The organism is Stagnimonas sp. FW305-C-60 (assembly GCF_058782965.1).
In genome coordinates this window covers 1,120,984-1,147,518 of the sequence record NZ_JBYSYF010000001.1, presented here as the reverse complement: position 1 = coordinate 1,147,518, position 26,535 = coordinate 1,120,984, and the positions used below count along the sequence as shown (strand labels likewise).

Annotated in this window: 22 protein-coding genes; 9 read left to right on the top strand and 13 right to left on the bottom strand. The window is 66.3% G+C overall.

Annotation, left to right across the window (positions count from 1 at the left end; genetic code table 11):
- The first annotated feature begins 146 nt into the window (after positions 1-146).
- Positions 147-983: a symmetrical bis(5'-nucleosyl)-tetraphosphatase gene (locus AC3WT6_RS05225; RefSeq protein ID WP_492652500.1), complete on the top strand. Its 837-nt coding sequence runs from the start codon at positions 147-149 to the stop codon at positions 981-983.
- 67 nt (positions 984-1,050) lie between these two features.
- Here the strand turns inward: AC3WT6_RS05225 and AC3WT6_RS05220 are convergent, their stop codons facing one another.
- From AC3WT6_RS05220 to rluD, 5 genes are all read right to left on the bottom strand, one after another.
- Positions 1,051-3,897: an efflux RND transporter permease subunit gene (locus tag AC3WT6_RS05220; RefSeq protein WP_492652499.1), complete on the bottom strand. Its 2,847-nt coding sequence runs from the start codon at positions 3,895-3,897 to the stop codon at positions 1,051-1,053.
- A gap of 102 nt (positions 3,898-3,999) precedes the next feature.
- Positions 4,000-5,061, bottom strand: a complete 1,062-nt coding sequence (locus AC3WT6_RS05215; RefSeq protein ID WP_492652498.1) for a WD40/YVTN/BNR-like repeat-containing protein — start codon at positions 5,059-5,061, stop codon at positions 4,000-4,002.
- Positions 5,062-5,212: 151 nt separating this feature from the next.
- Complete coding sequence (locus AC3WT6_RS05210; protein WP_492652497.1) at positions 5,213-7,489, bottom strand: DUF1302 domain-containing protein; 2,277 nt, start codon at positions 7,487-7,489, stop codon at positions 5,213-5,215.
- Positions 7,490-7,677: 188 nt separating this feature from the next.
- Entirely contained in the window at positions 7,678-8,418 is a 741-nt protein-coding gene (gene pgeF, locus AC3WT6_RS05205) for a peptidoglycan editing factor PgeF (RefSeq protein ID WP_492652496.1), read from the bottom strand.
- Entirely contained in the window at positions 8,415-9,428 is a 1,014-nt protein-coding gene (gene rluD / locus AC3WT6_RS05200) for a 23S rRNA pseudouridine(1911/1915/1917) synthase RluD (RefSeq protein ID WP_492652495.1), read from the bottom strand. Before rluD ends, pgeF begins: the two co-directional genes overlap by 4 nt.
- 12 nt (positions 9,429-9,440) lie before the next feature.
- On the opposite strand from rluD, the gene AC3WT6_RS05195 reads away from it, so the two are divergent.
- Positions 9,441-10,625 (top strand): outer membrane protein assembly factor BamD, encoded by a 1,185-nt coding sequence (locus AC3WT6_RS05195; RefSeq protein WP_492652494.1) that lies wholly within the window; start codon positions 9,441-9,443, stop codon positions 10,623-10,625.
- Between the two features lie 63 nt (positions 10,626-10,688).
- Here AC3WT6_RS05195 and AC3WT6_RS05190 read toward each other — a convergent pair whose 3' ends face one another.
- From AC3WT6_RS05190 to AC3WT6_RS05175, 4 genes are all read right to left on the bottom strand, one after another.
- On the bottom strand, positions 10,689-12,317 hold the full coding sequence (locus AC3WT6_RS05190) for an NAD+ synthase (RefSeq protein ID WP_492652493.1): 1,629 nt from the start codon (positions 12,315-12,317) through the stop codon (positions 10,689-10,691).
- A 57-nt stretch (positions 12,318-12,374) separates the two neighbouring features.
- Positions 12,375-13,250 (bottom strand): succinate--CoA ligase subunit alpha, encoded by an 876-nt coding sequence (gene sucD / locus AC3WT6_RS05185; protein WP_492652492.1) that lies wholly within the window; start codon positions 13,248-13,250, stop codon positions 12,375-12,377.
- 12 nt (positions 13,251-13,262) lie between these two features.
- Positions 13,263-14,426, bottom strand: a complete 1,164-nt coding sequence (sucC, locus tag AC3WT6_RS05180) for an ADP-forming succinate--CoA ligase subunit beta (RefSeq protein WP_492652491.1) — start codon at positions 14,424-14,426, stop codon at positions 13,263-13,265.
- A gap of 178 nt (positions 14,427-14,604) precedes the next feature.
- A complete protein-coding gene (locus AC3WT6_RS05175) occupies positions 14,605-16,791 on the bottom strand; it encodes a primosomal protein N' (protein ID WP_492652490.1) in 2,187 nt (728 codons plus the stop codon).
- A gap of 385 nt (positions 16,792-17,176) precedes the next feature.
- Here AC3WT6_RS05175 and AC3WT6_RS05170 point away from each other — a divergent pair, with 385 nt between their 5' ends.
- The 4 genes from AC3WT6_RS05170 to AC3WT6_RS05155 all read left to right on the top strand — a co-directional run bounded on the left by AC3WT6_RS05170 (position 17,177) and on the right by AC3WT6_RS05155 (position 19,494).
- Complete coding sequence (locus AC3WT6_RS05170) at positions 17,177-17,701, top strand: hypothetical protein (RefSeq protein ID WP_492652489.1); 525 nt, start codon at positions 17,177-17,179, stop codon at positions 17,699-17,701.
- 24 nt (positions 17,702-17,725) lie between these two features.
- Positions 17,726-18,280 (top strand): RNA polymerase sigma factor, encoded by a 555-nt coding sequence (locus AC3WT6_RS05165; protein WP_492652488.1) that lies wholly within the window; start codon positions 17,726-17,728, stop codon positions 18,278-18,280.
- A gap of 39 nt (positions 18,281-18,319) precedes the next feature.
- Positions 18,320-18,727 carry a hypothetical protein gene (locus AC3WT6_RS05160; protein ID WP_492652487.1) on the top strand — a complete coding sequence of 136 codons (408 nt, stop codon included), beginning with the start codon at positions 18,320-18,322 and terminating at the stop codon, positions 18,725-18,727.
- A 224-nt stretch (positions 18,728-18,951) separates the two neighbouring features.
- A complete protein-coding gene (locus tag AC3WT6_RS05155; RefSeq protein ID WP_492652486.1) occupies positions 18,952-19,494 on the top strand; it encodes a DUF3106 domain-containing protein in 543 nt (180 codons plus the stop codon).
- A 64-nt stretch (positions 19,495-19,558) separates the two neighbouring features.
- Here the strand turns inward: AC3WT6_RS05155 and AC3WT6_RS05150 are convergent, their stop codons facing one another.
- The gene (locus AC3WT6_RS05150; protein ID WP_492652485.1) at positions 19,559-20,260 is read right to left on the bottom strand and encodes a queuosine precursor transporter; all 702 of its coding nucleotides are present in this window, start codon (positions 20,258-20,260) and stop codon (positions 19,559-19,561) included.
- Between the two features lie 382 nt (positions 20,261-20,642).
- Here AC3WT6_RS05150 and AC3WT6_RS05145 point away from each other — a divergent pair, with 382 nt between their 5' ends.
- Entirely contained in the window at positions 20,643-21,284 is a 642-nt protein-coding gene (locus AC3WT6_RS05145; RefSeq protein WP_492652484.1) for a glycoside hydrolase family 19 protein, read from the top strand.
- A gap of 68 nt (positions 21,285-21,352) precedes the next feature.
- Here the strand turns inward: AC3WT6_RS05145 and AC3WT6_RS05140 are convergent, their stop codons facing one another.
- The 3 genes from AC3WT6_RS05140 to AC3WT6_RS05130 are packed head-to-tail and all read right to left on the bottom strand — an operon-like array spanning position 21,353 to position 24,236.
- Entirely contained in the window at positions 21,353-22,777 is a 1,425-nt protein-coding gene (locus tag AC3WT6_RS05140) for an NAD(P)(+) transhydrogenase (Re/Si-specific) subunit beta (protein ID WP_492652483.1), read from the bottom strand.
- 13 nt (positions 22,778-22,790) lie between these two features.
- Positions 22,791-23,099: an NAD(P) transhydrogenase subunit alpha part 2 gene (locus tag AC3WT6_RS05135; protein WP_492652482.1), complete on the bottom strand. Its 309-nt coding sequence runs from the start codon at positions 23,097-23,099 to the stop codon at positions 22,791-22,793.
- Positions 23,100-23,111: 12 nt separating this feature from the next.
- Complete coding sequence (locus AC3WT6_RS05130) at positions 23,112-24,236, bottom strand: NAD(P) transhydrogenase subunit alpha (protein ID WP_492652481.1); 1,125 nt, start codon at positions 24,234-24,236, stop codon at positions 23,112-23,114.
- A 140-nt stretch (positions 24,237-24,376) separates the two neighbouring features.
- On the opposite strand from AC3WT6_RS05130, the gene AC3WT6_RS05125 reads away from it, so the two are divergent.
- On the top strand, positions 24,377-24,931 hold the full coding sequence (locus AC3WT6_RS05125; protein WP_492652480.1) for a hypothetical protein: 555 nt from the start codon (positions 24,377-24,379) through the stop codon (positions 24,929-24,931).
- Between the two features lie 41 nt (positions 24,932-24,972).
- Positions 24,973-26,523 (top strand): DUF4331 domain-containing protein, encoded by a 1,551-nt coding sequence (locus tag AC3WT6_RS05120; RefSeq protein WP_492652479.1) that lies wholly within the window; start codon positions 24,973-24,975, stop codon positions 26,521-26,523.
- The last annotated feature ends 12 nt before the right edge of the window (positions 26,524-26,535 follow it).

Below are 26,535 nucleotides of genomic sequence, written 5' to 3'. Positions count from 1 at the left end.
TGAGTAACCGAGTTACGAAAACTGCGGAAATTAACCCCCCAACTCCGCGAAGTCAGTATGGATCACAAATGGGGGGTGTCAAAGACGCCCGAACGTCAAAAAACCGCCGCCTGTCCGCCGCTCTCTGATCGACTATTACCCAGCAAATGAGCCACTACGCAATCGGCGACCTGCAAGGCTGCTTCGAGCCACTGCAACGCCTGTTGGACCGTCTGAATTTTGACCCCGCCAAGGACCAGCTCTGGTTCGCCGGCGACCTGGTGAATCGCGGCCCCGACTCCTTGCAGGTGTTGCGCTTTATACGCAGCCTGGGGGAGCGCGCAGTGAGCGTGCTTGGCAACCACGACCTGCACCTCCTGGCTCGCGCCTGCGGTGGCCGCGCCGGCCGCCGCGACACCCTGGATGCGCTGCTGGCCGCCCCGGATCGGCAGGAACTGCTGGACTGGCTGCGCCATCGCCCACTGCTGCATGAGCACGAACACTGGCTGCTGCTGCACGCCGGCCTGCCGCCGCAGTGGAACATCGCCCAGGCGCGCCGGGCGGCGCGGCAGGTAGAGGGCCTGCTGCAGGGGCCAGATCATGCACGCTTCCTATCCAGCATGTATGGCGACGAGCCCAGCCTCTGGAGCCCCAGCCTGCGCGGCAGCCGGCGCAGCCGCTTCATCGTCAATGCCTACACCCGGCTGCGCTACTGCGATGCCGATGGCCGCATGGACCTGCACCCCAAGGGCGCCCCCGGCAGCCAGCCCAAGGGCCTGATGCCCTGGTTTGCGGTGCCGGGACGCGCCAGCCGCAAGGCCGAGATCCTGTTCGGGCACTGGTCCACCCTGGGCCAGGTGCATTGGCCGGAGCACCGGGTCTGGGGTCTGGACACCGGGGCGGTGTGGGGCGGCCGGCTGACTGCCCTGTGCCTGGAGACCCGCAGTCTTACCCAGGTGGAATGTCCAGAGTACCGACGCCCCGGCGGCACTGACGCCGACTAAGACCCTCGACAAACGAAAGGCCACAAAAAAAGCCCGGGCAATGCCCGGGCCTTTTTATGTTCCGGCCTCAGTGACGCGGCTTGAACACCGGCTGCTCGCCGGGCGCCAGTTCCTTCGGCTTCAGCAGGAACGTGGCGATGGCCGGCAACAGCAACAGGGCGCCGAACATATTGGCGATGAACATGAACATCAGCAGCTTGCCCATATCCCGCTGGAACTGCAGCCCCGACCACAGCCAGGTCGCCACACCGAAGGCCAGCGTCAGGCCGGTGAAGGCCACGGCCTTGCCGGTCATCTTCAGCGTCTTGAAGTAGGCCTCCTTGTAGCGATAGCCGGCGGCCAGGGCGTCGGCGAAGGTCGCGTAGATGTAGATGCCGTAGTCGACGCCGACACCCGCCGCCAGCGCCACCACCGGTAGCGTCGCCGTCTTCATGCCGATACCGAGAATGGCCATGACCGCATAGGCCATCCAGCTGACCAGGGCCAGGGGCATCATGATGGCGACAATCGACTGCCACTCGAAGAAGCTCAGGAACACGCAGATCGCGATGCCGATGTAGACGATGTAGAGAATCGGCTTTTCCAGGCGATGCACCTCTTCGTTGGTCGCGGCCATCACACCCACCTGGCCGGAAGCCAGCGCGAAGTTCACCGGGCAAACCTTGTCGAAGCTCTTGTGCTTCTCGTCGGCGGCGCCGATGGCGGCGGTCAGCTCCTGGATCTTGGCGTTTTCTGCCACCTGCTCGTCGCTGATGCCCTTGTTGGACTTCCTCAGCTTCTCGGTCTGCCGTTGCAGAGCGACCTTGGCCGCACCCAGCTCGCGCCGGGCGGTGAGTTTGTCGGCGCAGTACTGGCCGTTGACGTCGTCGTGCACCTCGTAGAACTCGGTCGCGTTCTCCTGGTTGTAGATGCCCACCTCATGGACGATGCGCTCCAGCGTGGAGGCCTTGTGATCGCGGGTGAACACCATCACCGCCATCGCCGAGCAGTTGGCCGACAGCAGGCCGGACGAGGTCGGGATCGGAGTGATCGCCTGCACCATCGTGTACTGGTTGCGGGGCAGCACCTTGTACTTGGGGCTGGCTTCGGAGAAGGCCAGGTTGACCTGCCGCGCGGCCCAGGGCAGCGAGATGGTGGACTGCACGCCCTCGGTGTTGTCCATGCGCCAGCCGAAGCGGTCGATCTGATCCATCACCTCGTACTTCACGCAGGCTTCCGGCTCGGTCTCGGCGATCACCTTGATGATGTCGGTGCCGATTGCGAAGTTGGCCTGCACCGCCGCGGTGTCATTGTTGTAGCGGGAATCCGGCAGCAGTTCGGGGACGCCGGCCTGACTGTCACCTACCTGGAGTTCCTTGCCCTTCCACAGACTCCAGCCCAGGAGCAGCCCCGCGATCAGGATGGCGACGATGGCCGGCTTGGCGTTGGTCATCAGCGACAGCAGACGCCAGAGTGGATCAAAGATCGCGTCGCGCTTTTCCTGCTTCTCGGCAAAGGCCTTGGGGTCGCCGATGTCGATCCAGGTCAGCCAGATCGGCATCATCACCTTGTTGGTAACGACGATGGCCGCCATGCCCAGGCAGGCGTTGAGTGACATCTCGCGGATGATGTCGATCGGGATCAGGCCGATCAGCGCAAAGCCGACCACGCCGGTCATGATCGCCATGGTTCCGTAGATCGCCAGACGGCGCCAGGTTTCCAGCGAGGCATCGAAGCTGTTGCGCTTGTTCATCGAAATCTCGCTGACCCAGGCGTTGCAGTACTGCACGCCGTGCGAGACCGAGATCGAGAGGATCAGGAAGGGCACCAGGATGGCGAACGGGTCCAGGCCCTTGCCGAACAGCTTGAGCAGGCCGAATTCCCAGATCACCGCGGTGATCGAGCACACCAGGGGCAGTAGGGCCAGCTTGAAGCTGCCCAGGTAGGCCCAGAGCAGCAACTGGGTCAGCACCAGGGTGAGCAGGAAGAAGCCGACCACCGGCACCAGTTCCTCAATGATGTCGCCGACCACCTTCGCGAAACCAATGATGTGGACGTTGACGTCGGGGTTGTACTGCGGGTTGTCGATTTCCTCGTAGCTGGTGTGCTGGATGCCGATACGGACCAGCTGCGGCGCCTCGTCGGGACTGGGCTGGTACTTGTAGTCAAACTTGTAGAGCCGATCGAGCGCCTTGTTGAGGAAACCCTGCGGCAGGCTGAAGCGCTCGCCGACCACGGTGCCAGCCGGGATCGATTCATAGTCGCCGGTGAGCTTGTAGACGTATTTCTTCGGGCTCATGAAGCGGCCGCGCACCTTGTCTTCCAGGATGCGGGCCACCGAGCCGTAGTCGAGCTTCTCGCCACTGACCGGATCGACCTCCAGCAACTCGGAATAGATCGCCGCGCCGCGCTGGTCATTGGTGGTGTAGCGGCCGACGTGACCACCCTTGTTCACATTGCCCTTGACCAGGGCGTACATCTCGTCGGTGGGCTGGTATTCGGCCGGGATGACGTTGCCACCCTTGAAGCCGCCTTCCACTACTTCGACATAGCGCACGTCAGGGGTGAACAGCGAGGACACTCGCGAGCGGTCGACGCCTGGCAGGAAGAACACCTCATCGGTAGCGGCCTTCAGCGAGGCCAGAAACTCACCGTTGTAGATCTCGCCCTTGCCCTCCTTCTGGATCAGCGCCACCAGCACGTTGTTGGCAGAACCGAACTCGGCCTGATACTGCTTGAGCACCTTCATGTAGTCGTGCTCGAGCGGGATCGACTTGTCGTAGCCGGCGTCCGGCTTCATGGTCGAAGCCACCACCGCGAAGAACGCGGTGAGGGCCAAGAGGATGCCCATGGTCAACCAGCGGCGCGCATAGATCAGCGGCTCAATGGCCCGCAGGATCTTCTGGGACTTGGTCAAGGTTCCGTTGTCGCTCATGTATCGAAGCTCCCCGCTGATCTGCACGCGTTGGCTAACGCGCGCTGCTGTGGTCCGCCGCCGGGACCGCTATGGAATGAATACCGCCGAAACGCCAGATCGCTAGTTGATCTTGACGCTCTGCACGCCCTGCTCACCGACCACCACCAGGCGTCCGGCCCAGGCCACGGCAGCGGCGAAGCTGCCGGTCACTTCCTTGTCAGTGGTATTGCCGTTGGCGTCGGTGCGCGGCGTGGTCACCGTCACCGGTAGCACGCCGCCGCTGGCGTCGAGCTTGAGCACCTTGCCGGCCAGGCCCACCAGAGCCACACCGCCATCTGCCAGCGCCGCTCCGCCGAAGAAAGAGGACACGGTATCGACGTTGACCTGCGTCCACTGCCCGCTCTTGACGTCGTCGCTGCGGTAGACATTGCCGCGCAGGCCATAGATCAGGGCGCCGGCGCTGCCGACCGGGATGGCGCCGTAGAGCGAACCGTCGTAGGGGGAGGTCAGCTTCTCCCAGGTGCTGCCGGCATCAGTGGAGACCCCCATGGTGCCCTGCTCACCCACCACCAACAGGCTGCCATTGCCCAGCTTGCTGATGGCGTTCAGATGCAACTCGTCAGCCCGCACCGCAGGCGCGTCGGCCTCTGTCCAGGTCGCCCCGCCATCGGTGGTGCGGTACATGATGCCGTAGCCGCCAACAGCGATGACGTTGTCGGCATCCAGCGCAATCACGTCCAAGAACGGCTTTTCCAGCTCTGGCTGGAAGTTCTGTAATAGCCAGCTCTTGCCGGCATCGGTGGTCTTCAGGATCACCGCGTCGTGGCCGACGGCATAGCCGACGTTCTCGTCGGCGAAGGCAATTCCAGTCAGCGGCGAGCGCACCGGCGTCTGCACCTGTGCCCAGTCGCGGCTGTTGTTGGAAACCAGGATGGTGCCGCGATCACCGACCGCGAACAGATGTTTGCCGGAATTGGTGACATCGAGCATCAGACCCCGGGGGGCCAGGGGCGCCAACTCGGAGGGGCGTGGCTTAACCGGAGCTGCAACTGGCTCGGCGGGGGCCTCGGCGCTCTCGTCGGTCGCGGTATCGCTCGGCTCCTGAGCTATCAGCAGTCCGGCGAAAGTGGCCAGGACAACGCCGGCCAATACGGTCAGGGTCTTTTGATCCCGCTTCTTCATGTGCTCACCTTATCTTGATGAATACCTGCGGCTAGCTGCCGAGGTCTCCTCCCAGCAGGCTCGCCCTTGAGGGGCGAACGCTGCCGGAATCCTACACGGTCAAACCGGCTTTCGCTGCTCCCCCGCTCGGAATTTGCCCAGACCCGCAAGCTCAGAACTGATAGCCGAAGGACAAGAGCAGGTTGTCGCGGTCGCGCAACGGATCGCGAATGCCGCCGCCGGTGAACCAGGTGTAACGCAGTTCGCCGATGAAGCGGGACAGGTAGTCGACCCGGATGCCGGACAGAATCTGCTTGCGGCCCTCGACGAAGTTCTGACCCAGCCCCGGCCCCACGCCCTCGACATCGTGGAAGAAGGTGTTGAGGAATTCGACATTGGCGCCATACAGCGCGCTGTCGTAGCGCAGCAGGGTGACCAGGCGGTAGCCGTAGGAATCGGCAGTGCCGAAGCCGCCGGTGTCGTACCAGGCGGTGGGATTCTGCCGCACCGTCGGGTCGCCGTCGGCGGCATTGGTAGAGGGATCGTTGGGATTGGTGCGGACATCGCGCGGATTGATGCCGATGCTGCCGTCGGCGCCACTGGAGATGTGGCTGTCGGTGCCGGCGCCGTTGAACTGCAGCTCATCCAGGCCCGGCATATCGAAGACGTGCGTGTGGCCCAGTTCCAGCAGCAAGGTGATCTGCGAAGCGCCGAAGGGATTGTCGCCGCCGATGGTCTTCAGGATGTTGAGATTGGCCTGGCCGATCTTCATCGGCTCCCAGCCGCGCACATAGCTGCCGGCGGTGGGCGCCTCGCCGCGGTAGTTGGTGGCGATGAAGTCCGGCACCGCCGAGCGGCGGCCCGGCAGCACGGCTATGCCCAGATCCAGATCCTCGCTGGGGAAAGCCGGCTGCAGCAGCGCGAAGACCAGATCGGTGGAGTGGATCTGGATCGGCAGGTTGGGCCGGTAGACATACTCACCCGAGACCGCGAAGTCGCCCAAGGTGGTGTTGAACGACATGCCGTACATCTGGATGTTCTCGGGGTATTCGATGAACAGCCGGGCACTGTCCAGCGGCAGTGCCTCGCGCGGCAGGGCCAACTGGAGATTGCCCGCCGCCAACTGCGGCAGGGTCCCGGCCAGAAACTGCGCAGTAGCGGTGGGATCAGTGGGATCCAGCGCGCCGCAGCTCACCGCAATCTGCAGTAGGTTGTCCACCGGCGTTCCGAGGATGGGATCGGGCAAACAGGTGGCATCGGCGGCGAAGCCCGAGATGCTGGGAATGCGGGCGTGGTAGTTGGCGAAGTAAAAGGCCAGCTCGGTGCCGTTGTTGAAGTTTTCCAAAAAGCCCTTCAGCGCCAGACCGTACTGTCCACCACCCTGAGGCAGGCGGGCATCGGTGGCCGCGTGATCGACCAGGAGCGTGCGGCTAGAGTGAGACCCGAGGATGTAGGCGGGGTCGTCGGGATTGCGTGCCGGCTCGTAGAGCTGGCCCGGATCTTCCGGCGCCTTGGAGAACGACAGCATGGCGTAGTCGCCACCAGCGCCGACGATGTCGGAAGTGGAGAAGTAGCTACCCACTGGGTCAGGGATGACCGGCTCCCAGTCGTACTGGTAGAACAACTGAAAGCCAAGGTTGTCGATCACATCGCCTTCGAGCAGGGCCATGCCCACCGGCTGCGACAGTTCCTTCAGATCGAAGCCCGGAACGCGCAGGATGGCCTGGTCCGGCGGATTGATGGCGTTCAGCGAGTTGGGCAGCAGGAACGCACTCTCACCCCAGTTCAGCACCTGGTTGCCCAGTTTGAAGTTGAAGGCGCGGTCGGCGAACTCGAAGCGGCGGCTGACGAAGTAGTCGAGAAACTTCAGGCGCGCGCCGGTCAGTTCGCGGACGTCGTTGGGGACGTCCGTCTCGCCCGGCTGCGCGGTGGCGTCCGGGTGCCGCTCCTTGAGATTGGCGTACTGGCTGTCGAAGTAGCCGGTGGTACGGGTGAAGAAATTGAACTCGCCCAGTGAAAAGGAGATGTCCGAGGTCAGCTTGGTAGTCGCTGCCACCACGTCGTACTTGTCGAAATTGAGATTGCCGTTGTCGCCATTGGGCGAGTAAGCACCGGGCTGCGCGACAAAGAACTTGTTGGCATTGTCGTACCCATCCGCAGGCTCACCGGCATTGCAGGTATGGCCCGCGTATTCGCGGTCGTCCCCGTCGTAGCTACCCGCGGCGCGGCTGACGCAGATGCCGGGGTTCAGCGAGGATTTGCCAACCAGGGTGCTGTCGCGATCCTGCATGCGCATCAGCGCGCCGACGGTGAACAGGTTTTCCACCTTCACCGTATTCCCGGCGAGATCGAATTCGAACGCAGCGACCGGCGTGCTGAACGCGGCCAGCACGAGCAGCGCGGATAGCGAGCGGCGGCTCAAGCGCGGGACAGCTCTGACGAAATTCATGCGATGCATCTCCCCTCCAGTACGGTAATTCATGACTTATTGATGCAGGCCAGACGCCTACAGTGACCCCGTCGTCAGGTACGCCCCATGATGGCGCCCCACGAAACTAGAACTGGGGGATTGCAGCCCCGAAAGGCCGGTGTTGCCGCTTTGTATCAAAGCCGCAACAAACTGCGCAACAAGAGTTTTTACTCTGGGTCGCGCCAGATCAGGCTAACGATGCGCCCACTGCGGCCGTCGCGCCGGTGCGAGAAAAACCGCGCCGTCTGGCTGTAGGTGCATAGCCCACCGCCATACACCGCGCTGAGCCCGGCGCGGTGCAGCCTGGCCCGCGCCAAGCCGAACAGATCGGCGCGCCAGCGCTCGCCATCGGCGGTGAAATGGCGCGCGTCCTCAGGCGCGGCGGCGACAAAGGCGGCGTGCACCTCCTCACCCACCTGAAAGGCCTCGGGTCCGATCGCCGGCCCCATCCAGGCCAGCAGTTCGGCCGGCGCCACCGGCAGCGCCGCCAGTGTCGCCTCAAGCACCCCGTGGACCAGTCCGCGCCAGCCGGCATGGGCGGCGGCGACATAGCGACCGTCGCGCGAACAGAGCAGCACCGGCAGGCAGTCGGCGCTCATCACCGCACAGGGCACGCCCGCTGCGTCGGTCCAGCAGGCGTCGGCGGTCTCGCCCTGCGGCGTATCCGCATCCAGGCGCAGCACCCGCACGCCGTGCACCTGATCGAGCCAAACCGGCTCGCGCGGCAGCGCCGCCTGCTCGACCAGCCGCCGACGGTTCTCGGCCACTGCCTCGGGGCGATCCCCGACGTGGCCGCCCAGATTGAGACTGTCGTAGGGGGCGAGGCTGACGCCGCCGGCGCGCGTGCTGCTGAATGCCCGCACGCCGGGCGGTGCCGGCCAGTCGGGACGGATCAGCTCCAGACTCATACCGCCGATTCCCGCCGTAGCAGCGCCAGCAGAGCCTCGAAATCCGCAGGACGCGGCGCGGTGAAACTCAGCAACTCGCCGGTCACCGGATGCTCGAAACCCAGCGCCGTAGCGTGCAGGGCCTGCCGGCCCAGGCCGGACACCGCCGCACGCAGCTCGGCACTGGCGCCACGCGCCCGAAAGGTCTCGCCGCCGTAGACCGGATCGCCGGTCACCGGATACTTGATGTGGGCGAGGTGGACGCGGATCTGGTGGGTGCGGCCGGTCTCCAGGCGCACCCGCAGCAGCGTGTGCCAGGCGAAACGCTCGCTGACCTTGTAATGGGTGATCGCCGGCCGGCCACCCAGCACCACCGCCCGCTTGATGCGGTCACGTGGATGCCGCCCCAGAGGGGCGTCGATGGTGCCGCCGACCACCAGGCTGCCGTTGACCAGGGCGTCGTACTCGCGGCGGATCTCGCGACGCGCCATCGCCGCGGTCAGGCCGGTATGGGCGGCCTCGTCGAGCGCCACCACCATCAGGCCGGTGGTGTCCTTGTCCAGGCGGTGGATCAGCCCGGCGCGCGGCACGGTGGCGGTCTGCGGATAGTGATACAGCAGGGCGTTTTGCACGGTGCCGTCGGGCGCGCCGGCTCCGGGATGCACGGTGAGGCCGGCGGGCTTGTTGAGCACCAGCAGATGGGCATCGGCATACACCACGTTTAGCGGCAGGTTCTGTGGCGTCAGCGCGGACTCGGCACTGGCCTCGGGCCTGAGCTCCAGACGATCGCCGGCCGCCACCGCCTGGCGCGGCTTGGTGCAGGGGGTGCCGTTCAGCGCCAGCCGTCCCTGCTCGATCCAGGCTTTCAGGCGCATCCGCGAGTAGTCGGGGTAGCTCTGCGCCGCGGCCACGTCCAGGCGGCTGTCGTGCAGCTCCGCCGGGACCACCGCCAGCAGGCAGTCCTCGTCTTCTTCCAGCTCCGGGCCGGCGGCGGGGGCTGGGCTATACTGCGGGTCTGTCTTCATGCCCATTGCGCGTCATCTATGAAATCGTCTTCCGCCTTGAAGCTGGCCGCGGCCACGCTCGCCTCCATGCTCTGGCTGACGGGTTGCAGTTCCGACGCGAAGCGCGATCCCAGCGCCCGGCCGGTCAATCCATTCAAGGACCGGGACTCGCGCAGCTCGCTGAACAAGTCGCAGGTCAGCGAGCGCGAACTGAAGCTGGAGGCGGACCAATTGTACCGTGTGGCCCGCAAGTCCCTGGATTCCTCCGACTTCGGCGATGCCCAGCTGCGCTACGACACGCTGGTCGAGCGCTACCCCTTTACCGACTACGCGGTGCAGGCGGAGCTGGAGAAGATTTACGCGATGCACCGGGAATTCCGCCCGGACGAAGCGCTGGCCGCCGCCGACCGCTTCCTGCGCGAGCATCCGCGCCATGCCCGTGCCGACTACGTCCAGTATCTGAAAGGCGTGATCCAGGCCGAGCGCGACGCCGGCCTGCTCGACGCCCTGCCGCTGGACCACACCAAGGGCGACGTCGGCAGTCTGCGCAAGGCTTACGACGAGTTCTCGCTGCTGATCCAGAAATACCCCAACTCCCGCTACGGCGAAGACGCGCGGGCGCGCATGGTGGACCTGCGCAACCGCATTGCCGCCAACGAGATGCATGTGGTGCATTACTACGTGCGCCGCGGCGCGCATCTGGCCGCCGCCAAGCGCGCCGAACAGATCATCGCCCAGTACCCGGGCGCACCGGCGACGCTGGAAGCCTTGCAGACGCTGCAGAAGAGCTACACCGCGCTGGGCCTCAAGCAGCAGGCCGAAGACGCCGCGCGCCTGCTCGCAGCGCAGCCGGCAGTCAGCGCCAACACCAGCGCGGGCGCTCCGGCGCCCGCGCCGGAGCCCGGCGTGTTCTCGCGCATCGCCGGCGCCTTCTCCTTTCTGGACAGCAGCAAGCGGGAGACCACCGAGCTGGTGATCCCCACCAGCGAGGCCAAGACCACGGCGCCGCAGACCGGCGAAGGCGGGATTTCGATCAACGGCTCGCCGCTGCGGGTGTCGATCGACACCGGCGAGGAGGCAGCGGCCGCCACTCCAGCCCCGGCCGCCGCCGCACCCAGCGCGGACAAGAAGGACGCTGCCCCGGAAGAGCAGCGAGGCTTCTTCACCCGCGTGGTCGATTTCTTCTCCTTCCTCGACCCCGACCGCAAGGACGAAAAGAAGTAAGCCGCCCAGCCCACAAAAAAGCCGCGCATCGCGCGGCTTTTTTGTGGGCGCAGAGAGCACGGCTCAGATGTCACCGTAGAGCGCAGTGATCGGGTAGCGGCGCTCGCGGCCAAACGCGCAGCGGGTGATCTTCGGGCCGGGTGGCGCCTGCCGTCGTTTGTACTCGCTGCGCCGGACCAGGCCGGCGACGCGGCGCACCACGGCCTCGTCAAAACCCATGGCGACGATCTCGGGGATCGAGCGGCTGTCCTCGACATAGGCCTCCAGCACCGGGTCGAGCACCTCGTAGGGCGGCAGCGAGTCGGAATCCTTCTGGTCCGGCCGCAGCTCCGCCGAGGGCGGGCGCACGATCACCCGTTCTGGGATGACCGGCTTGCCGGCCGGCGACAGCGTGTTGCGGTAGCGCGCCAGCCGATAGACCAGGGTCTTGTAGCAGTCCTTGATCGGCGCGAAGCCGCCGCACATGTCGCCGTAGAGCGTGGCGTAGCCCACCGCCATCTCGCTCTTGTTGCCGGTGGTCAGCACCACCTGACCGAATTTGTTGGACAGCGCCATCAGCAGCACGCCACGCGAGCGCGATTGCAGATTCTCTTCGGTGAGATCGGGCTTGCGGCCGGCAAAGCTGTCGGCCAGGGTCTCGGTGAAGGCCCCGAAGGCGCGCTCGATCGGCAGTGTCGAATAGCGGATGCCCAGCGCCTCGGCTTCCAGGCGCGCATCGTCATTGGACATGTCCAGCGTGTAACGCGAGGGCATGGACACGCCCCAGACCCGCTCCGCCCCCAGCGCATCGGCGGCGATGGCGGCGACCAGGGCCGAGTCAATGCCGCCGGAGAGACCAATCAGCGCGCCGGGAAAGCCGTTGCGATCCACATAGTCGCGGGTCGCCCGCACCAGCCCCTGGTAGACCACCGCCGCCTCCGACTGCTCGGCGCGCAGCGCGCCTTCCAGCCGGCCGTTCTCCAGGCGCACCGCATGCACACCCTCCTCCCACAGCGGTGCGGCGAAGGCCAGCGAGCCATCGGCACGCAGGGCGCAGGAGTCGCCGTCGTACACCACCTCGTCCTGCCCGCCGACGCAGTTGACGTAGAGAATGGGCAGGCCGGTCTCGGCTACCCGCGAGTCCAGGGTACGGCGCCGCTGCGCCGACTTGCCGAGCTCGTAGGGGCTGGCGTTGATGTTGATGAGCAGCTCGGCGCCGGCATCGCGCGCCTGCGCCGCCGGCTGCGACAGCCAGATGTCCTCGCAGATGGTCAGGCCGATCCGGCGCCCACCCAGCTCGAACACACAAGGGCTGAAGCCTGGGCGGTAGTGGCGGCGGTCGTCGAACACGCCGTAGTTGGGCAGGTGCTGCTTGCGGTAGCGGGCTATCACCGCGCCGTCGCGCAGCACCCAGGCGGCGTTGTAGATGGCACCGTCGCGGTACTCCGGCAGGCCGACGATGAGCGTAATGCCCCGCACTTCCGCCAGCAGACGCTGCACGCCGGCCTCGATCACCGCCGGCAGGCCGGAGCGCAGCAGCAGGTCGTCGGGCGGATAGCCGATCAGGCAGAGCTCTGGGCAAGCAACCAGATCGGCCTGCAACTCGTCGCGCGCCTTGCCGGCGGCCGCGATGATCTTGCCGACATTGCCTTCGACATCGCCGACCCAGAGATTGAGCTGGGCCAGCGCCAGGGTGAGGGAGCGGTTGTTCATGCGCGCACTGTAAAGAAAAAAGCCCGCAGTCTGCGGGCTTTTTACCAAGCAGGAGGCTTACTTGAGCAGCGAGAGCATCGCCGCGCCGAGATCGGCCGGGCTGCGCACGGTCTTCACGCCCGCGGCCTCCAGCGCCTTGAACTTCTCGTCGGCGGTGCCCTTGCCGCCGGAGACGATGGCGCCGGCATGGCCCATGCGCTTGCCGGCCGGCGCGGTGACGCCGGCGATGTAGGCCACCACCGGCTTCTTGACGCTGGTCTTGATGTAGGCCGCCGCTTCTTCCTCGGAAGCGCCGCCGATCTCGCCGACCATGATGATGCCTTCGGTCTGCGGGTCGGCCTCGAACAGCTTGATGACGTCGATGAAGCCCATGCCACGCACCGGGTCGCCGCCGATGCCGACGCAGGTCGACTGGCCGAGACCGTTGGCGGTGGTCTGGTGCACGGTTTCATAGGTCAGCGTGCCCGAGCGCGACACCACGCCGATGCGACCCGGCTTGTGGATGTGGCCGGGCATGATGCCGATCTTGCACTCGCCCGGAGTGATGACGCCGGGGCAGTTGGGGCCGATCAGCACCGCGTCCGGGTACTGGTGGCGCAGAGTGGTCTTGACCTTGACCATGTCGTTCACCGGGATGCCCTCGGTGATGCAGACGATGATCTTGATGCCGGCATCGGCCGCTTCCAGGATCGCATCGGCCGCGCCCGGCGCCGGCACGTAGATCATGCTGGCGTCGGCGCCGGTTTGCTTCACCGCCTCATGGGCGGTGTTGAACACCGGCAGGTTGAGATGCTTGGTGCCGCCCTTGCCGGGCGAGATGCCGCCGACCATCTGGGTTCCGTAGGCGATGCACTGCTCGGAATGGAAGGTGCCCTGCTTGCCGGTGAAACCCTGGCAGATGAGCTTGGTGTTCTTGTTGACGAGGATGCTCATGGGTGCGGTTCCTTAGCCCTTGGCCAGCGCGACGACCGTTTTCGCGGCCTCGGTGAGATCGGAGACGGGGGTGATCTTGAGTCCGCTCTTCTCGAGCAGCTCGCGGCCCTTCTCCATATTGGTGCCCTGCAGACGGGCAACCACCGGAATCTTCAGGCCGACCTGCTTGGTGGCCTCGATGATGCCTTCGGCGATCAGATCGCAGCGGACGATGCCGCCGAAGATGTTGACGAAGATCGCCTTCACGTCCGGCGCCGAGGTGATCAGCTTGAAAGCATTGGTGACGCGCTCGGTGGTGGCACCGCCGCCGACGTCGAGGAAGTTGGCCGGCGCGCCGCCGTGCAGCTTGACGATGTCCATGGTCGCCATGGCGAGGCCAGCGCCGTTGACCATGCAGCCGATGTTGCCGTCCAGCGAAACGTAGTTGAGGTCGAACTGCTGTGCGACGCGCTCACGCTCGTCTTCCTGCGAGAGGTCGCGCTGCTCGGCGATCGCCTTCTGACGGTAGAGCGCGTTCTCGTCGAAGTTGAGCTTGGCGTCGAGGGTGAAGATGTTGCCTTCCTTGGTGACGATCATCGGATTGATCTCCACCATGGAGGCATCGCATTCGATGATGATCTTGTAGATGCCCAGCAAGGTCTTGGTGAACTGCTCGGCCTGTTCCTTGTTGAGATCCATGAAGAAGGCCAGCTCGCGGCACTGGTAGGGCTGCAGGCCGGCGGCCGGATGCACGGCGATCGACTTGATCTTCTCCGGGTGCTTCTCGGCGACTTCCTCGATATCCATGCCGCCTTCCGGGCTGGCCATGAAGATGATCTTCTCCAGCGAGCGGTCGACCAGGGCCGACACGTACAGCTCGCGGGCGATGGCGCTGGGCTTCTCGACCCAGACGCTGTTGACCGGCAGGCCCTTGGCGTCGGTCTGCTTGGTGACCAGCTTGGTGCCGATCATCTTGCGGGCGGTTTCTTCCACCGCGTCGAAACCTTCCACCAGCTTCACACCGCCGGCCTTGCCGCGACCACCGGCATGCACCTGCGCCTTGACGACAAACTTGTCGCCACCCAATTCCTTCGCCATCGCCCGGGCTTGTTCGGCGGAGGTGGCCAAGCGGCCCTCCGGGACGGCGATGCCGTAACGGGCGAAGAGGGCCTTCGCCTGGTATTCGTGCAGATTCATGACTTCTCCGGGGGAATAGGGGGAGCGAACCAGACGCTTCCTCTTTTTGAACTCGTGGATTTTCGCTTAAAACCGCCACCTGCGGCAAAGCGGCCGACGGCTTGCAGGCAGTGTATCGACCAAGGTCTAGCCGCGACTCCCTTGAGCGCGGCTTGCATTTTTTCCGCGGACTCGCCGGTCAGAACAGATCAATGGGGTCCACATCCAGCGACCAGCGCAGCCGGCGCGCCTCCGGCAAGGCCTCGATCTGGTCCAGCCAGCCGGGCAGCAGGCGGTGCAGCGGCGCCCGCTTGCCGGCCTGCAGCAAAAGCTGCGCGCGGTAACGGCCGTCGCGCCGCTCCATCGGCGCGGGCGCCGGGCCCAGGAGCTGCACCTCGCTGCCGGCACCGGGCAGCGTCAGCGCCAGATCGCGCGCGGCGCGCAGAAACACCTGCGCCTCGGTCATGTGCGCCGCCTCGGCGCGCAGCAGGGCCAGATGCCCGGAAGGCGGCAAGCCGGCCTCGGCGCGTTCGGCCAGCAATCGCTCGGCGAGCGCGCCATAGCCGGAACCCAGCAGCAGCCGCAGCTGCGGGTTCTGCGGCTCGCGGGTCTGGATCAGCACCTCCGCCGGATGCGGCGCCTGCTCGATGCGGCCGGCGCGGCCGGCAACCTGGGTGAGCAACTGCCCCAACCGCTCCATGGCACGGAAGTCGGCAGAGAACAGCGCCTGATCGGCATTGACCACGCCAACCAGACTCAGCGCCGGAAAATCATGGCCCTTGGCCAGCATCTGGGTGCCGACCAGGATCTCGACCTTGCGCGCGCGCACCTCGTCCAGCAGCCGCTCCAGCTTGTCGCCGCCGCGCAGACGCTCGGCGTCGAAGCGCTCGACGCGCCGGCCCGGGAAGCGGTTGCGCAGCGCGTCCTCCACCCGCTCGGCGCCCTCGCCCACCGGCAGCAGGCGCTGGCCGCCGCAGGAAGGACAGGCGTGCGGCGGCACTTCCTCGTGCCCGCAGTGATGGCAGACCAGCCGGCCGCGCGCGCGGTGCAGGGTCATCCGCGCGTCGCAGCGCGGACAGGGCGCCACCCAGTGGCAGACCTCGCAGAGCAGCGTCGGCGCGTAACCGCGACGGTTGATGAACAGCAGGCACTGGCCACCGGCGTGCAGATGGCGCTCGATCGTCGCCAGCAGCGGCTCGGTGAGCCCATGCCGGGCCGGATGGACATTGAGGTCGATCAGCTGCGCCGGCGGCGGCGCCCGGCCGCTGATGCGCTGCTCCAGCCGCACGTGGCGGTAGCGGCCACTGCGAGCATGGGCCAGGGATTCCAGCGCCGGCGTGGCACTGCCCAGCACTGCCATCGCCGCGCAGTCCTTGGCGCGCAGCAAGGCCAGGTCGCGGGCGTGGTAGCGAAACCCCTCCTGCTGCTTGTACGAGGTGTCGTGCTCCTCATCGACCACCACCAGGCCGAGATCGGCAAACGGCGCGAACACCGCCGAGCGAGTGCCGACCAGCACCTGCACCCGCCGCGCCGCCACCGCCAGCCAGGCGTCATTGCGCTCGACCTCGGTCATGCCGGAGTGAAAGCTGGCCACCGCCGCGCCGAAGCGCTCGGCGAAGCGGGCGCTGAGCTGGGGCGTGAGGCCGATCTCCGGCACCAGGATCAACACCTGCCGGCCGGCACGCAGCACCTGCTCGGCCAGCTGTAGGTAGAGCTCGGTCTTGCCGGAGCCGGTCACGCCCTCCAGCAGGCTTACCGAAAAACCCGCCGGCGCTGCCTGCAAGGCATCCAGGGCCTGCTGCTGGGCCCCAGTCAGTGCCGGCGCCTCGGCAATCAGCAAGGGGGGGGGCGCACCCACCTCTTCTTCCAGCACCCAGCCTAGATCCAGCGCGCGACGCAAGGTGCTCGCTTCAAAGCCGCTGGCCTCCCCGGCCGGCACCTGCCGATCGCCCAGTGCCAGTGCGGTGAGCAGGGCCTGCTGGCGATGCGCCCGCGCCGGCAGTCCGGCCAGGGCCAGCCGCCCGGCCTCGGTCAGGCGCAGCCGCCGCGGCAGCCGGCCCAGCGCCGGCCGGCCATCGCGCAAGGGCGCCGGCAGCGCGGCGGCGACCACTTCGCCGATCGGGTACTGGTAGTAGTCGGCGGCCCAGAGCAGCAGCTTCAGCCAGTCCGGCGTGGCCAGCGGCGCGGCATCCAACACTCGCGTCACCGGCTTGTAGGCATAGCCATCGCCCTCGGCGCGGCGCGGCGCCGCCACCACCAGCCCAACCAGCTGACGGCGACCGAACGGCACCTCCACACGCACGCCGGGCGGCAGGCAGGAGCACAGCTCCGGCGGCACCAGATAATCAAAACAGCGCCGCAGGGGCGCTGGTAGAGCGACTGCCACCAAGTCAAGCGCCACGAAAGGAGACCAAGCTGTGGATAACTTTGGGGATAAGGATGGAGCGGATGATCCCACAGTCCATCAAAATGACCTCGAAGCAGCTGGCACTGGTGTCACCTTGTAGACTTATTTATTTTGTTTTCAATGCCTTGTCGACTTAAACAAATGTGCCATGAGATATCCGTCTTGACCTGGGCCGCCATTTTTACCGTGGGATTTCTGTGCATAACCAAGCGGACGCTGGCTTGACAAATACCCGCCCGGGGCGCAGTTCAGGCTTGGTTCAGTGCCAAAGCTCAGTGTCGCCGCCGGTCAACCGCACCTTGCTTGTGCCGTTGCTTACTCCCTCCGGCGCGCCGGAACTTAAATCTTCACGAGGATTACAGCGATGAAACACCTTACCCGCAGCCTGCTGACTTCCAGCCTCCTGGCCCTGAGCCTGCCGAGTCTGGCCGCCGAAGCCGGCGCCAGCGCCAATGTCGGCGTCAACGCCAACATCAGCACCAACGCTGCTTCGCAGGCCTCGGGCGCGCTTGATGCCGCCACCGGCAAGGCCCAGGCCGGAGTCAGCAAGGCCGCCACCGCCAGCGCCAAGGTCGAAGCCGGCAAGGCCAATGCCGCCGCCGCGATTGACAGCAGCGGCGCTACCGCCGAGCAGGCGGCCGAGGCCGGCAAGGCCGGCGCACTGAAGGCCAAGAAGAAGATCAAGGCCGGCGCCGGCCTCGCCACTGAAACCGGCAGCCAGGCGCTCAGCAGCACCGGCGCCAGCGTGAAGAGCACCGCCAGCACCGGCGGCAAGGCAGTGACCGGTGCCGTTGGCGGCCTGCTGGGCACCGCGGCGGGTGTCGCCACTGGCACCTCGGTAAGCGCCGATGTCAACGCCGAAGTCCAGGCCGAGGGTCGCGCCAAGTAGGGCGCGCTCAGGCGCGCACTGCCCGTGGCCGAAGGGGAGACCCCCGAAGGGCTCAACGCCTTTCTGCTGCAGGCGCAGGGTCGCGCACTGCGGGTGGCGGAAATCGCCACTCGCTCGCGCGACGACGCGCTCGACGTGGTACAGGACGCGATGCTGCATCTGGCTCGCTCCTACGGGCGGCGCCCACCCGGTGAGTGGGCGCCGCTGTTTCACCGCATTCTGGAAAACAAGATCCGTGACTGGCAGCGCCGCCAGGGCGTGCGCAACCGCTTCTTTTTCTGGCGCAGCGAGCGCGAGGAAGATGAAGACGCGCCAACCATGGAAGAACGCGCTCCCGACCTCGCGATCCCCGATTCCACCGAACGGCTGATGCAGGACGAAGCCATGGCCCGCCTGAAGATCGCCCTCGTCGAACTGCCGGAACGCCAGCGCCAGGCCTTTGTGCTGCGCGTCTGGGACGGCCTGTCCACCGAGGAGACCGCCCAGGTCATGGGCTGCTCCGACGGTAGCGTCAAAACTCATCTCGCCCGCGCGCTGTCCAATCTGCGCGGAAAACTCGGCGACGCCTGGTCCAACTAGCGTGCCGCCACCCGCCGATACACAATCGGAGCCTTCGCCATGAACAGCAGCCCTGACCTCTACGCCGATCTCGCCCCCGCCGACCGCGCCTTCGCGCAGGTGGCGCAGGCGCGGCTGCGCGCCAGCGAAGTGCTGGACTACACCGAATCGGCCCGTCTCGCCGCCGCACGGCGCCGCGCAGTCGCGGCGCTGGAGGAGCACCGCTCCGGAATCGCCGGCTGGCTGCTGGCGCCGGCGGCCCTGGCCACCATCGCCCTGAGCTTTGTCCTGCTGCCCAATCGCCTCACCGCTCCGCCGGCGAGCGCTCCAGCCGTCAACGGTTTGGAGACTGCCGCGTTGGAATGGGTAGTCGACGAAGCGGGCCCGGAGTTCTACCGCGATCTCGAGTTCTACCGCTGGCTGGAACAGCAACGGCAGCTCGGACGCCTCCCGGAACCGAATGCCTAGTTCTCGTGGCTGGTTGTGGATGGTCGCGGTTGTCGCAAGCCCCCTGGCCTGCGCAGCCACGCCGCCGCAGCCGCAACAGCCGCCGACGGCGCCGGTACAACCCAACGCCGCCTTGCTGGAATTTCTTGGAGACTGGAGCCCGGAAGAGCGGGCACTACTGAACATGGACAAGCAGGCCGACAAGACTCCCGACACACCCGCGCCCGAAGCGCGTGGAGAACGTCGTGCGCCTTGATCTTCGCCCTGCCCTCGTCGCCCTGCTGCTGGCCCTGACCGGCCCGGCGCTGGCGGCCGCGCCACTGTGGCAGGCGCTGAGTCCGCAGCAGCAGGCCCTGATCGCCCCGGCGATCAAGGGTGAGGCCGCGGTTTTCGATCAGCTACCGGAGCCACGTCGCCAGCGTCTGGCCGATGGTGCCGCCCGTTGGCTGCAGATGAACCCCGAACAACGCGCCGAAGCCAGCCAGCAGCTGTCGAGCTGGCAGCGCATGAACGCCACCGAGCGCCAACAGGTGCTGGAGCGCCGCGAACAGTTCCGTCAGCTGCCGACCAGCGAACAGCGCCGGCTGCTCGACCAACACCGCCGCTTCGAGAGCCTGCCGACGCTGGAGCAGGAACGCTTGAAGGACATCTACCGGCGCAACATCGAGCAACAGGTGCTATTGCCCCCTCTGGTGCAGCCACTGGATAGTCTGCTACCTCTGCCACTGCCACCACTGCAGACCACCCCGCCGCCGACCTCGACCCCCGGCGGCTTGCTGCCGTACTAGAGGCAGCTCTGATCGGCGCCGATCGCGGCGCAACGGATGCCCGCATGAACCCTGAGGGGGGCGGCTAGGTCTTCAGCGAGAACGGCGTGAAGTCGGTGTTGCGATCGAACACCTCGATACCTTCGGCCCGTTTCAGTCGCGCCACCACCCAGTAGGTGATCGGCGTGAACAGCACCTCGATGCCGATCTTGAACAACAGGTTGAAGATCATCACCGCCAGCAGCGCATCGTGGGTCCAGATGCCGTAGAAGGCGATCGGATAGAACAGCAGCGAATCCGCCGCCTGACCGACTATGGTCGAGCCGATGGTGCGCATCCACAACCAGCGTCCGGCGGTGAGCAGCTTGAGCTTGGCAAGCACGTAGGAATTGACGAAGTCGCCCACCCAGTAGGCGGCCATGCTCGCCAGCACGATGCGCCAGGTGCTGCCGAAGGCGGTTTCCAGCGCCGGCTGCAACACCGCATTGAAGGGCTCGCCCGGTGCCGGCGGCAGATGCACGATCACCGTCGTCATGAAGCTGGCGAACAGCAAGGCGCCGAAGCCGGCCCAGATCGCCCGCCGCGCCCGGGCGTAGCCGTACACCTCGGTGAGGACGTCACCGAAGATGTAGCTGATCGGGAAGAACAGGTTGCCAGCACCGAAGCTCACCGTCCCCAGCACCGGCAGATCGAAGGCGCAGACCTTGGCCGGACCGATCAGGTTGGAGCAGAGCAGCACGGCGACCATCCCGGCCACCAGCAGATCGTAATAACGGGCTTGGGTCATGACGCCGAGCGGTATGGGACGAGGCCTCCACACTAGCAAGGACCATCACCAGACGAAATCGGCCCTGCGGATCGCCTCGACCACCTGCGAGCCGACCAAGGGTCGTTGCCGCCGCTCCGGGCCGAGCGTAATTTTCAGCCAGCAGCCTGGGGAGGCTGCCAAGGATAAAGGGAGGCGAGACAGCCGCCGGCGCTCAGCAAGCGCTGCCATCTGCGGGTCTCGCGACTCCCATCAAGGGGGTAGCCATGTCGAAACAACTCAGGCAGGTCAGCGATGCCGGACGCCGTGCCAGCTTGCGGCAGCTCACTGCCCGCAGCGGCCGAGACGAACGCTGCCGCCCTCGCCGGTTAACCGCAGCACCGACCACCACCGCGAGGCGCCCATGAACATCACCCAAACCCAGCTTGGCCGGATCATGCCCAGGAATCCGGACATCCCCACCTGGACCAGCGTGCTCAATAGCGCCATGGCCGAATTCCAGATCGCCAGCCGGGCCGATCGCATCGCCGCCTTCCTGGCGCAGATCGCCCACGAATCAGGCGAGATGCGCCGGATGGTGGAAAACCTCAACTACAGCACCGCCAAGCGCATCTGCGCGGTCTGGCCCAAGCGCTTTCCCACTGAGGCGGACGCCGCGCCCTATGTCGGCCAGCCGGAGAAACTGGCCAACCGGGTCTACGCCGGCCGCATGGGCAATGGCGACGCCAACAGCGGTGACGGTTGGCGCTTCCGCGGTCGCGGTCTGCTGCAGGTGACCGGTCGCGGCAACTACAAGGCGGTCGGCGCAGCACTGGGCCTGCCGCTCACCGTCAGCCCCGACCTACTGCTGCAAGCCGGGCCGGCGGCGCGCTCGGCCGCCTACTACTGGAAGTCGCACGGCCTCAACGAACTCGCCGACGACCGTAGCGACGACGATGACGACGAGGACTTCGTCACCATCACTGTGAAAATCAACGGCGGCAAGAACGGGCTCAGCGAGCGTCGCGCCTACTGGGCCAGCGCCAGAGCGGCGCTGAATCTTTAGAGCCCCAAAACGAAACCGGCCACGGCGCCGCGCAAGCGGGGCCGTGGCCGGGATGAGACGCTCGAGGCCTAGTGGCCACCATCCAAGGATTTCACCGCCTGAATCATCGCCACCATCACCTTCTGCGCGTCGCCGTAGACGAGGTTGCAGTTGTCAGCGAAGAACAGCTCGTTCTCGACGCCCGAGTAACCCTTACCCTGACCGCGCTTGACCACGTAGACCTGCTTGGCCTGGTCGACGTTGAGGATGGGCATGCCGTAGATCGGGCTGGACTTGTTGGTGCGCGCTGCCGGGTTCACGGTGTCGTTGGCGCCGATGACGATGGCGACGTCGGCCTCCTTGAACTCGCCGTTGACGTCTTCCATGTCGAAGATCATGTCGTAGGGCACGCCGGCTTCGGCGAGCAGCACGTTCATGTGGCCGGGCATGCGGCCCGCCACCGGGTGGATGGCGAACTTCACCTCGACCCCGGCATCGGTCAACAGCTTCACGAACTCGAATAGCTTGTGCTGCGCCTGGGCGACGGCGAGGCCGTAGCCGGGGGCGATGATCACCTTGGACGCGTAGCGCATGTTGATCGCCGCGTCGCCGGCCTCGGCCGGCTTCTGGCTGCCCTTGATCTCGCCCTGCACCTCGTCACCCGCCGGCCCGAAGTTGGAGAAGATCACATTGGCGACGCTGCGGTTCATGGCCTTGGCCATCAGCAGGGTCAGCAGGGTGCCGGCGGAGCCGACCACCATGCCGGCGATCATCAGCGCCGGGTTCTGCAGCACATAGCCCTCGAAACCGACCGCGAGGCCGGTGAAGGCGTTGTAGAGCGAGATCACCACCGGCATGTCGGCGCCGCCGATCGGCATGGTCATCAGCACGCCGAAGATCAACGCCAGCGCGAAGAAGGCGCCGGTGACGGCCGGGCTGGCATGGCCGTGCGCGACCAGGGCGATGTAGAGGCCGAGCACCAGCGTCGCCAGGAACACCGAGCCGTTGAGCAGCTGCTGGCCCTTGATGCGCCAGGTGCCGTTGATGCGGCCGTCGAGCTTGGCCCAGGCGATCAGCGAGCCGGACAGCGAGATCGCGCCGATCAGCGAACCGATGATGGTCACCACCAGCGGCAGCGCGCCGTGGTGGCCGCTGGTCTTGAGCAGTTCCACCGCGCCGATGGCGGCGGCGGCACCGCCGCCCATGCCGTTGTAGAGCGCGACCATCTGCGGCATCGAGGTCATCGCGACCTTCTTGCCGCTCCACCAGGCCCAGCCGACGCCGATGCCGAGGGCGGTGGCGGCGAGGATGGTGTTGGTGGTCAGGTGCGGCTTGGCCGCCTCCGAGACGCCGAAGTAGTAGAGGAAGGCCGCCAGCACCGCGACCAGCATGCCGACGCCGGCAACGACGATGCCGCTGCGCGCGGTCACCGGCGAGGACATGCGCTTCAGGCCGTAGATGAACAGGAACGACGCCAGCAGCGCCGAGATGTCGATGAGGAGTTGTGGGCTCATGGCTTGGCTCCGCTTAGCTCTTCTTCTTGTCGCTGGGCTTGAACATTTCCAGCATGCGCTCGGTGACGACATAGCCGCCGGCGGCGTTACCCGCACCCAGCAGCACGCCGAAGAAACCGATGGCCTGCTCCAGCACCGTGGTGGCATTGAGCAGCGCATACATCGCGCCGACCACGACGATGCCGTGCACGAAGTTGCTGCCGGACATCAGCGGCGTGTGCAGGATCGCCGGCACCCGGCCGATGATCTCGTAGCCGGTGAAGGCCGCGAGCATGAAGATGTAGAGGGCGACGAAGCCCGTGATGACAGTTGTCGGTTCCATGGTCTGCCTCGCTTAGCCTTCCACCGCTTTCTTCGCGGCCTCGTTCTTGATCTCGCCGGCGTGCGTGAGGCAGGCTTTGGCCAGCACCTCGTCGCTCCAGTCGATGTTGATCGCCTTGTCCTTGACGAACAGTTCGATCAGGTTGAGCTGGTTCTTGGCGTACAGCTCGCTGGCGTGCTCGCCCAGCATCGAGGGCACATTGAGCGGGCCGACCACGCTGACCTGGCCGACCTGCACGGTCTCGCCGGGCTGGGTGTACTCACAGTTGCCGCCGCCCTCGGCGGCGAGGTCGATGATCACCGCGCCGGCCTTCATGCCGTCGACCTGGGCCTTGCTGATCAGCTTTGGCGAAGGGCGGCCGGGGATGGCGGCGGTGGTGATGATGATGTCGGCGGACTGGATGTGCTTGGTGACGACGGCGGCGATCTTGTCCTTTTCTTCCTGGGTCAGCTCGCGGGCGTAGCCGCCGGCACCGCGGGCATCGACGCCGGTATCGACAAACTTCGCACCCAGGGACTCGGCCTGCTCCTTGGTTTCGGGACGCACGTCATAGCCTTCGGTCATCGCGCCCAGGCGGCGCGCGGTAGCGAGCGCCTGCAGGCCCGCCACACCCAGCCCCATGACTAGGCACTTGGCCGGACGGATCGAACCCACCGCCGTGGTCATCATCGGCAGGATGCGGGCGAGATGGGTGGCGCCCATCAGCGCCGCGTAGTAGCCGGCGAGCGCCGCCTGCGAGGACAGCGCGTCCATCGCCTGCGCGCGGGTGATGCGCGGCACCAGCTCCATGGCAAAGCAGGTGATCTTCTTGTCACGCAGCTTCTTGACCAGCTCGACTTCCTTGTGGGCGTAGACGAAGGAGATCAGGATCGCGCCCTCCTTCATCGCCTCCACGACTTCCAGGGAAGGCGGCTGCACACTGCAAACGATGTCGGCGTCGCCGACCATCCCCTGCGGGTTGGCGATGGCGTGGACGTTCTTGTACGCGCTGTCGGCCAGCTTCACCGCTTCGCCGGCGCCGGCCTGGAGCGAAAGCTCCAGACCCAGCTTGTTGAGCTTGTCGGCGACGACGGGGACGAGGGCGACACGGCGTTCGTTCGCGCGCGTTTCTTTGAGCACGGCAAGTTTGACCGGCATGGACGCTCCAGCAAGGTTGTGATTCGATGGCAAGATCACGCCCCCTCCAACCAAAGGCGATCTTGCAAGTCGCCGGAGTCTAGCCCATGCCTTTCATGCCGGCATCGAAAATTTCGCTATTGATCGGATTCCTTTCGGTCATGCCAATCGGCCACGCCGCCCCCTTCGACCCGGGGGCCGCGATCCGCTTTGGCGACTGGACCCTGGCCCGTCCGGCACAGGCAGCGACCCCCAGCGTACTCACCGGCCAGGTCTACAAGCTGGTGCCGGAGAAGGACAAGGCCGAAGAGCTGTTCCTGTACTACAAGGACGGCCAGGAGCGCGCCCTGCTATTGCGCTTCGAAGCCGAGGGCAAGGACGACCGCGCGGTGCTGCGCACCGACTGGCTGTCGGAGCGCCTGAATGGCTGCCGCTACGGCGTGCCGGCCCGGCTGCCACCGCTGCTGACTGTGCTCGGCCTGAAGAAGATGCCCGCCGGCGATCTGCCGGAGCTGCCCGACGACAGCCTGCTGCGCATCGGCAACGAGGGCGACCGCGGACTGCGCCGGGTGGGCGAGGAACTGGTGGCCGACCTCGGCCGCTTCCGCGTGCGGCTGATCGCCGACAGCCCGACCGTGCACGTCGGCGAACCCAGCAGCGGCGATTTCTGCCGATTTGAATCGAAGGCGGCATCTGAACCGGAACTCGCCCCGTAACTAGGGGGGCTTGACCCCCCCAAAATTTCGAGGAGATTCCGATGAACCGTTTTCGCTTGCAGCCCGTCGTGGCTGCAGCCTTGCTGTCGGTGGCCGGCAGCGCCGCGGCATCGAGCCACCGTGAGGCCCCCGCCATCACCGAGTCGCCGAAAGTCGATGGCACCGACTTCTACATGTTCCGCAGCTACGAAGAAGGCCGCACCGGGTTCACCACGCTGATCGCCAACTACCTGCCGCTGCAGGACAGCTACGGCGGTCCCAACTACTTCTTCATGGATCCGGACGCGCTCTACGAGATCCATCTCGACAACAACGGCGACGCCAAGGAAGACCTGACCTTCCAGTTCCGCTTCAGCAACAAGTTCGGCCAGGCCAACATCCCCAGCCTGGGTGTGGTCAACGGCAACCTGGTGATCGGCGGCAACAGCGTGCAGGTGCCGCTGATCAACCTCGGCGGCGGCAGCGGCAGCAGCCCGGGCGCGCTCAATGTCACCGAGAGCTACAGCCTGACCCTGGTGCGCGGCGATCGTCGCACCGGCGCTGCCTCGGCGGTGACCAAGCCCGACGGCAGCACCAGCTTCGACAAGCCGGTCGACAACATCGGCAACAAGTCGATCCCCGACTACCCCGGCTATGCAGAGAAGTTCGTCTACGACATCAAGCTGCCGGGCTGCGCCACCAACGGTCGTGTGTTCGTCGGCCAGCGCCGCGAGGGCTTCGTGGTCAACCTCGGCCAGGTGTTCGACCAGGTCAACCTCAATCCGCTGGGTGCGCGCGACTCGGCCGGCAACACCATCGGCGACAAGAACATCACCTCGCTGGCGCTGGAACTGCCGACCGCCTGCCTCACCAACGGTAATGACCCGGTGATCGGTGGCTGGACCACCGCTAGCCTGCGTCAGAGCCGCCTGCTCAACCCGGTGCCGACCGGCCCGGTCGGCACCGGCAACCAGCGCGGCCCGGCAGTCGAAGGCGGCGCCTGGACCCAGGTCTCGCGCCTGGGCTCGCCGCTGGTCAACGAGGTGGTGATCGGCATCACCGACAAGGACAAGTTCAACGCCAGCGTGCCGGCCAACGACGTCGCCAACTTCGGCAAGTACGTGCTCACCCCGACCCTGCCGGTACTGGTCCAGGTGCTGTTCGGCGTGGAGCCGCCGGCCACGCCGCGCAACGACCTGCTGGCCGTGTTCGTCACCGGCGTGACTGCCAACGTCAACGGCACTGCCTTCAAGTACACGGCGCCGGCCAACCAGACCGTGCCGGGCGAGATGCTGCGCCTGAACACCGCGCTGGCGCCGACCGCGGTGGCTGATCAGAAGCAGCTGGGCTTCCTGGACTGCGACCTGGGCGGCTTCCCCAACGGCCGCCGGCCGATCGACGACGTGGTCGACATCGCGCTGACCGTCGCCGAGGGCGCGCTCACTGGCACCAACGGTCTGCAGACCTGCGATGTCTCCGGCGCGGCTCCGGTGGTGAAGAATGCCGGCGCGGTGGTCAACGACGGCGCCATGCCCTCGGCCGACGAGTATCTGACCGCCTTCCCCTACCTGGCTCCGCCGCTCGCCGGTTCGGCGCTGGCCAGCCGCAAGTAAGGGGAGCGACGC

Bases quoted from the DNA above. Each gene is read 5' to 3' on its own strand.
- AC3WT6_RS05225 (WP_492652500.1), top strand. From the start codon at position 147: ATGAGCCACTACGCAATCGGCGACCTGCAAGGCTGCTTCGAGCCACTG.
- AC3WT6_RS05220 (WP_492652499.1), bottom strand. From the start codon at position 3,897: ATGAGCGACAACGGAACCTTGACCAAGTCCCAGAAGATCCTGCGGGCC.
- AC3WT6_RS05215 (WP_492652498.1), bottom strand. From the start codon at position 5,061: ATGAAGAAGCGGGATCAAAAGACCCTGACCGTATTGGCCGGCGTTGTC.
- AC3WT6_RS05210 (WP_492652497.1), bottom strand. From the start codon at position 7,489: ATGAATTTCGTCAGAGCTGTCCCGCGCTTGAGCCGCCGCTCGCTATCC.
- pgeF (WP_492652496.1), bottom strand. From the start codon at position 8,418: ATGAGTCTGGAGCTGATCCGTCCCGACTGGCCGGCACCGCCCGGCGTG.
- rluD (WP_492652495.1), bottom strand. From the start codon at position 9,428: ATGGGCATGAAGACAGACCCGCAGTATAGCCCAGCCCCCGCCGCCGGC.
- AC3WT6_RS05195 (WP_492652494.1), top strand. From the start codon at position 9,441: ATGAAATCGTCTTCCGCCTTGAAGCTGGCCGCGGCCACGCTCGCCTCC.
- AC3WT6_RS05190 (WP_492652493.1), bottom strand. From the start codon at position 12,317: ATGAACAACCGCTCCCTCACCCTGGCGCTGGCCCAGCTCAATCTCTGG.
- sucD (WP_492652492.1), bottom strand. From the start codon at position 13,250: ATGAGCATCCTCGTCAACAAGAACACCAAGCTCATCTGCCAGGGTTTC.
- sucC (WP_492652491.1), bottom strand. From the start codon at position 14,426: ATGAATCTGCACGAATACCAGGCGAAGGCCCTCTTCGCCCGTTACGGC.
- AC3WT6_RS05170 (WP_492652489.1), top strand. From the start codon at position 17,177: ATGAAACACCTTACCCGCAGCCTGCTGACTTCCAGCCTCCTGGCCCTG.
- AC3WT6_RS05160 (WP_492652487.1), top strand. From the start codon at position 18,320: ATGAACAGCAGCCCTGACCTCTACGCCGATCTCGCCCCCGCCGACCGC.
- AC3WT6_RS05150 (WP_492652485.1), bottom strand. From the start codon at position 20,260: ATGACCCAAGCCCGTTATTACGATCTGCTGGTGGCCGGGATGGTCGCC.
- AC3WT6_RS05145 (WP_492652484.1), top strand. From the start codon at position 20,643: ATGAACATCACCCAAACCCAGCTTGGCCGGATCATGCCCAGGAATCCG.
- AC3WT6_RS05140 (WP_492652483.1), bottom strand. From the start codon at position 22,777: ATGAGCCCACAACTCCTCATCGACATCTCGGCGCTGCTGGCGTCGTTC.
- AC3WT6_RS05135 (WP_492652482.1), bottom strand. From the start codon at position 23,099: ATGGAACCGACAACTGTCATCACGGGCTTCGTCGCCCTCTACATCTTC.
- AC3WT6_RS05130 (WP_492652481.1), bottom strand. From the start codon at position 24,236: ATGCCGGTCAAACTTGCCGTGCTCAAAGAAACGCGCGCGAACGAACGC.
- AC3WT6_RS05125 (WP_492652480.1), top strand. From the start codon at position 24,377: ATGCCAATCGGCCACGCCGCCCCCTTCGACCCGGGGGCCGCGATCCGC.
- AC3WT6_RS05120 (WP_492652479.1), top strand. From the start codon at position 24,973: ATGAACCGTTTTCGCTTGCAGCCCGTCGTGGCTGCAGCCTTGCTGTCG.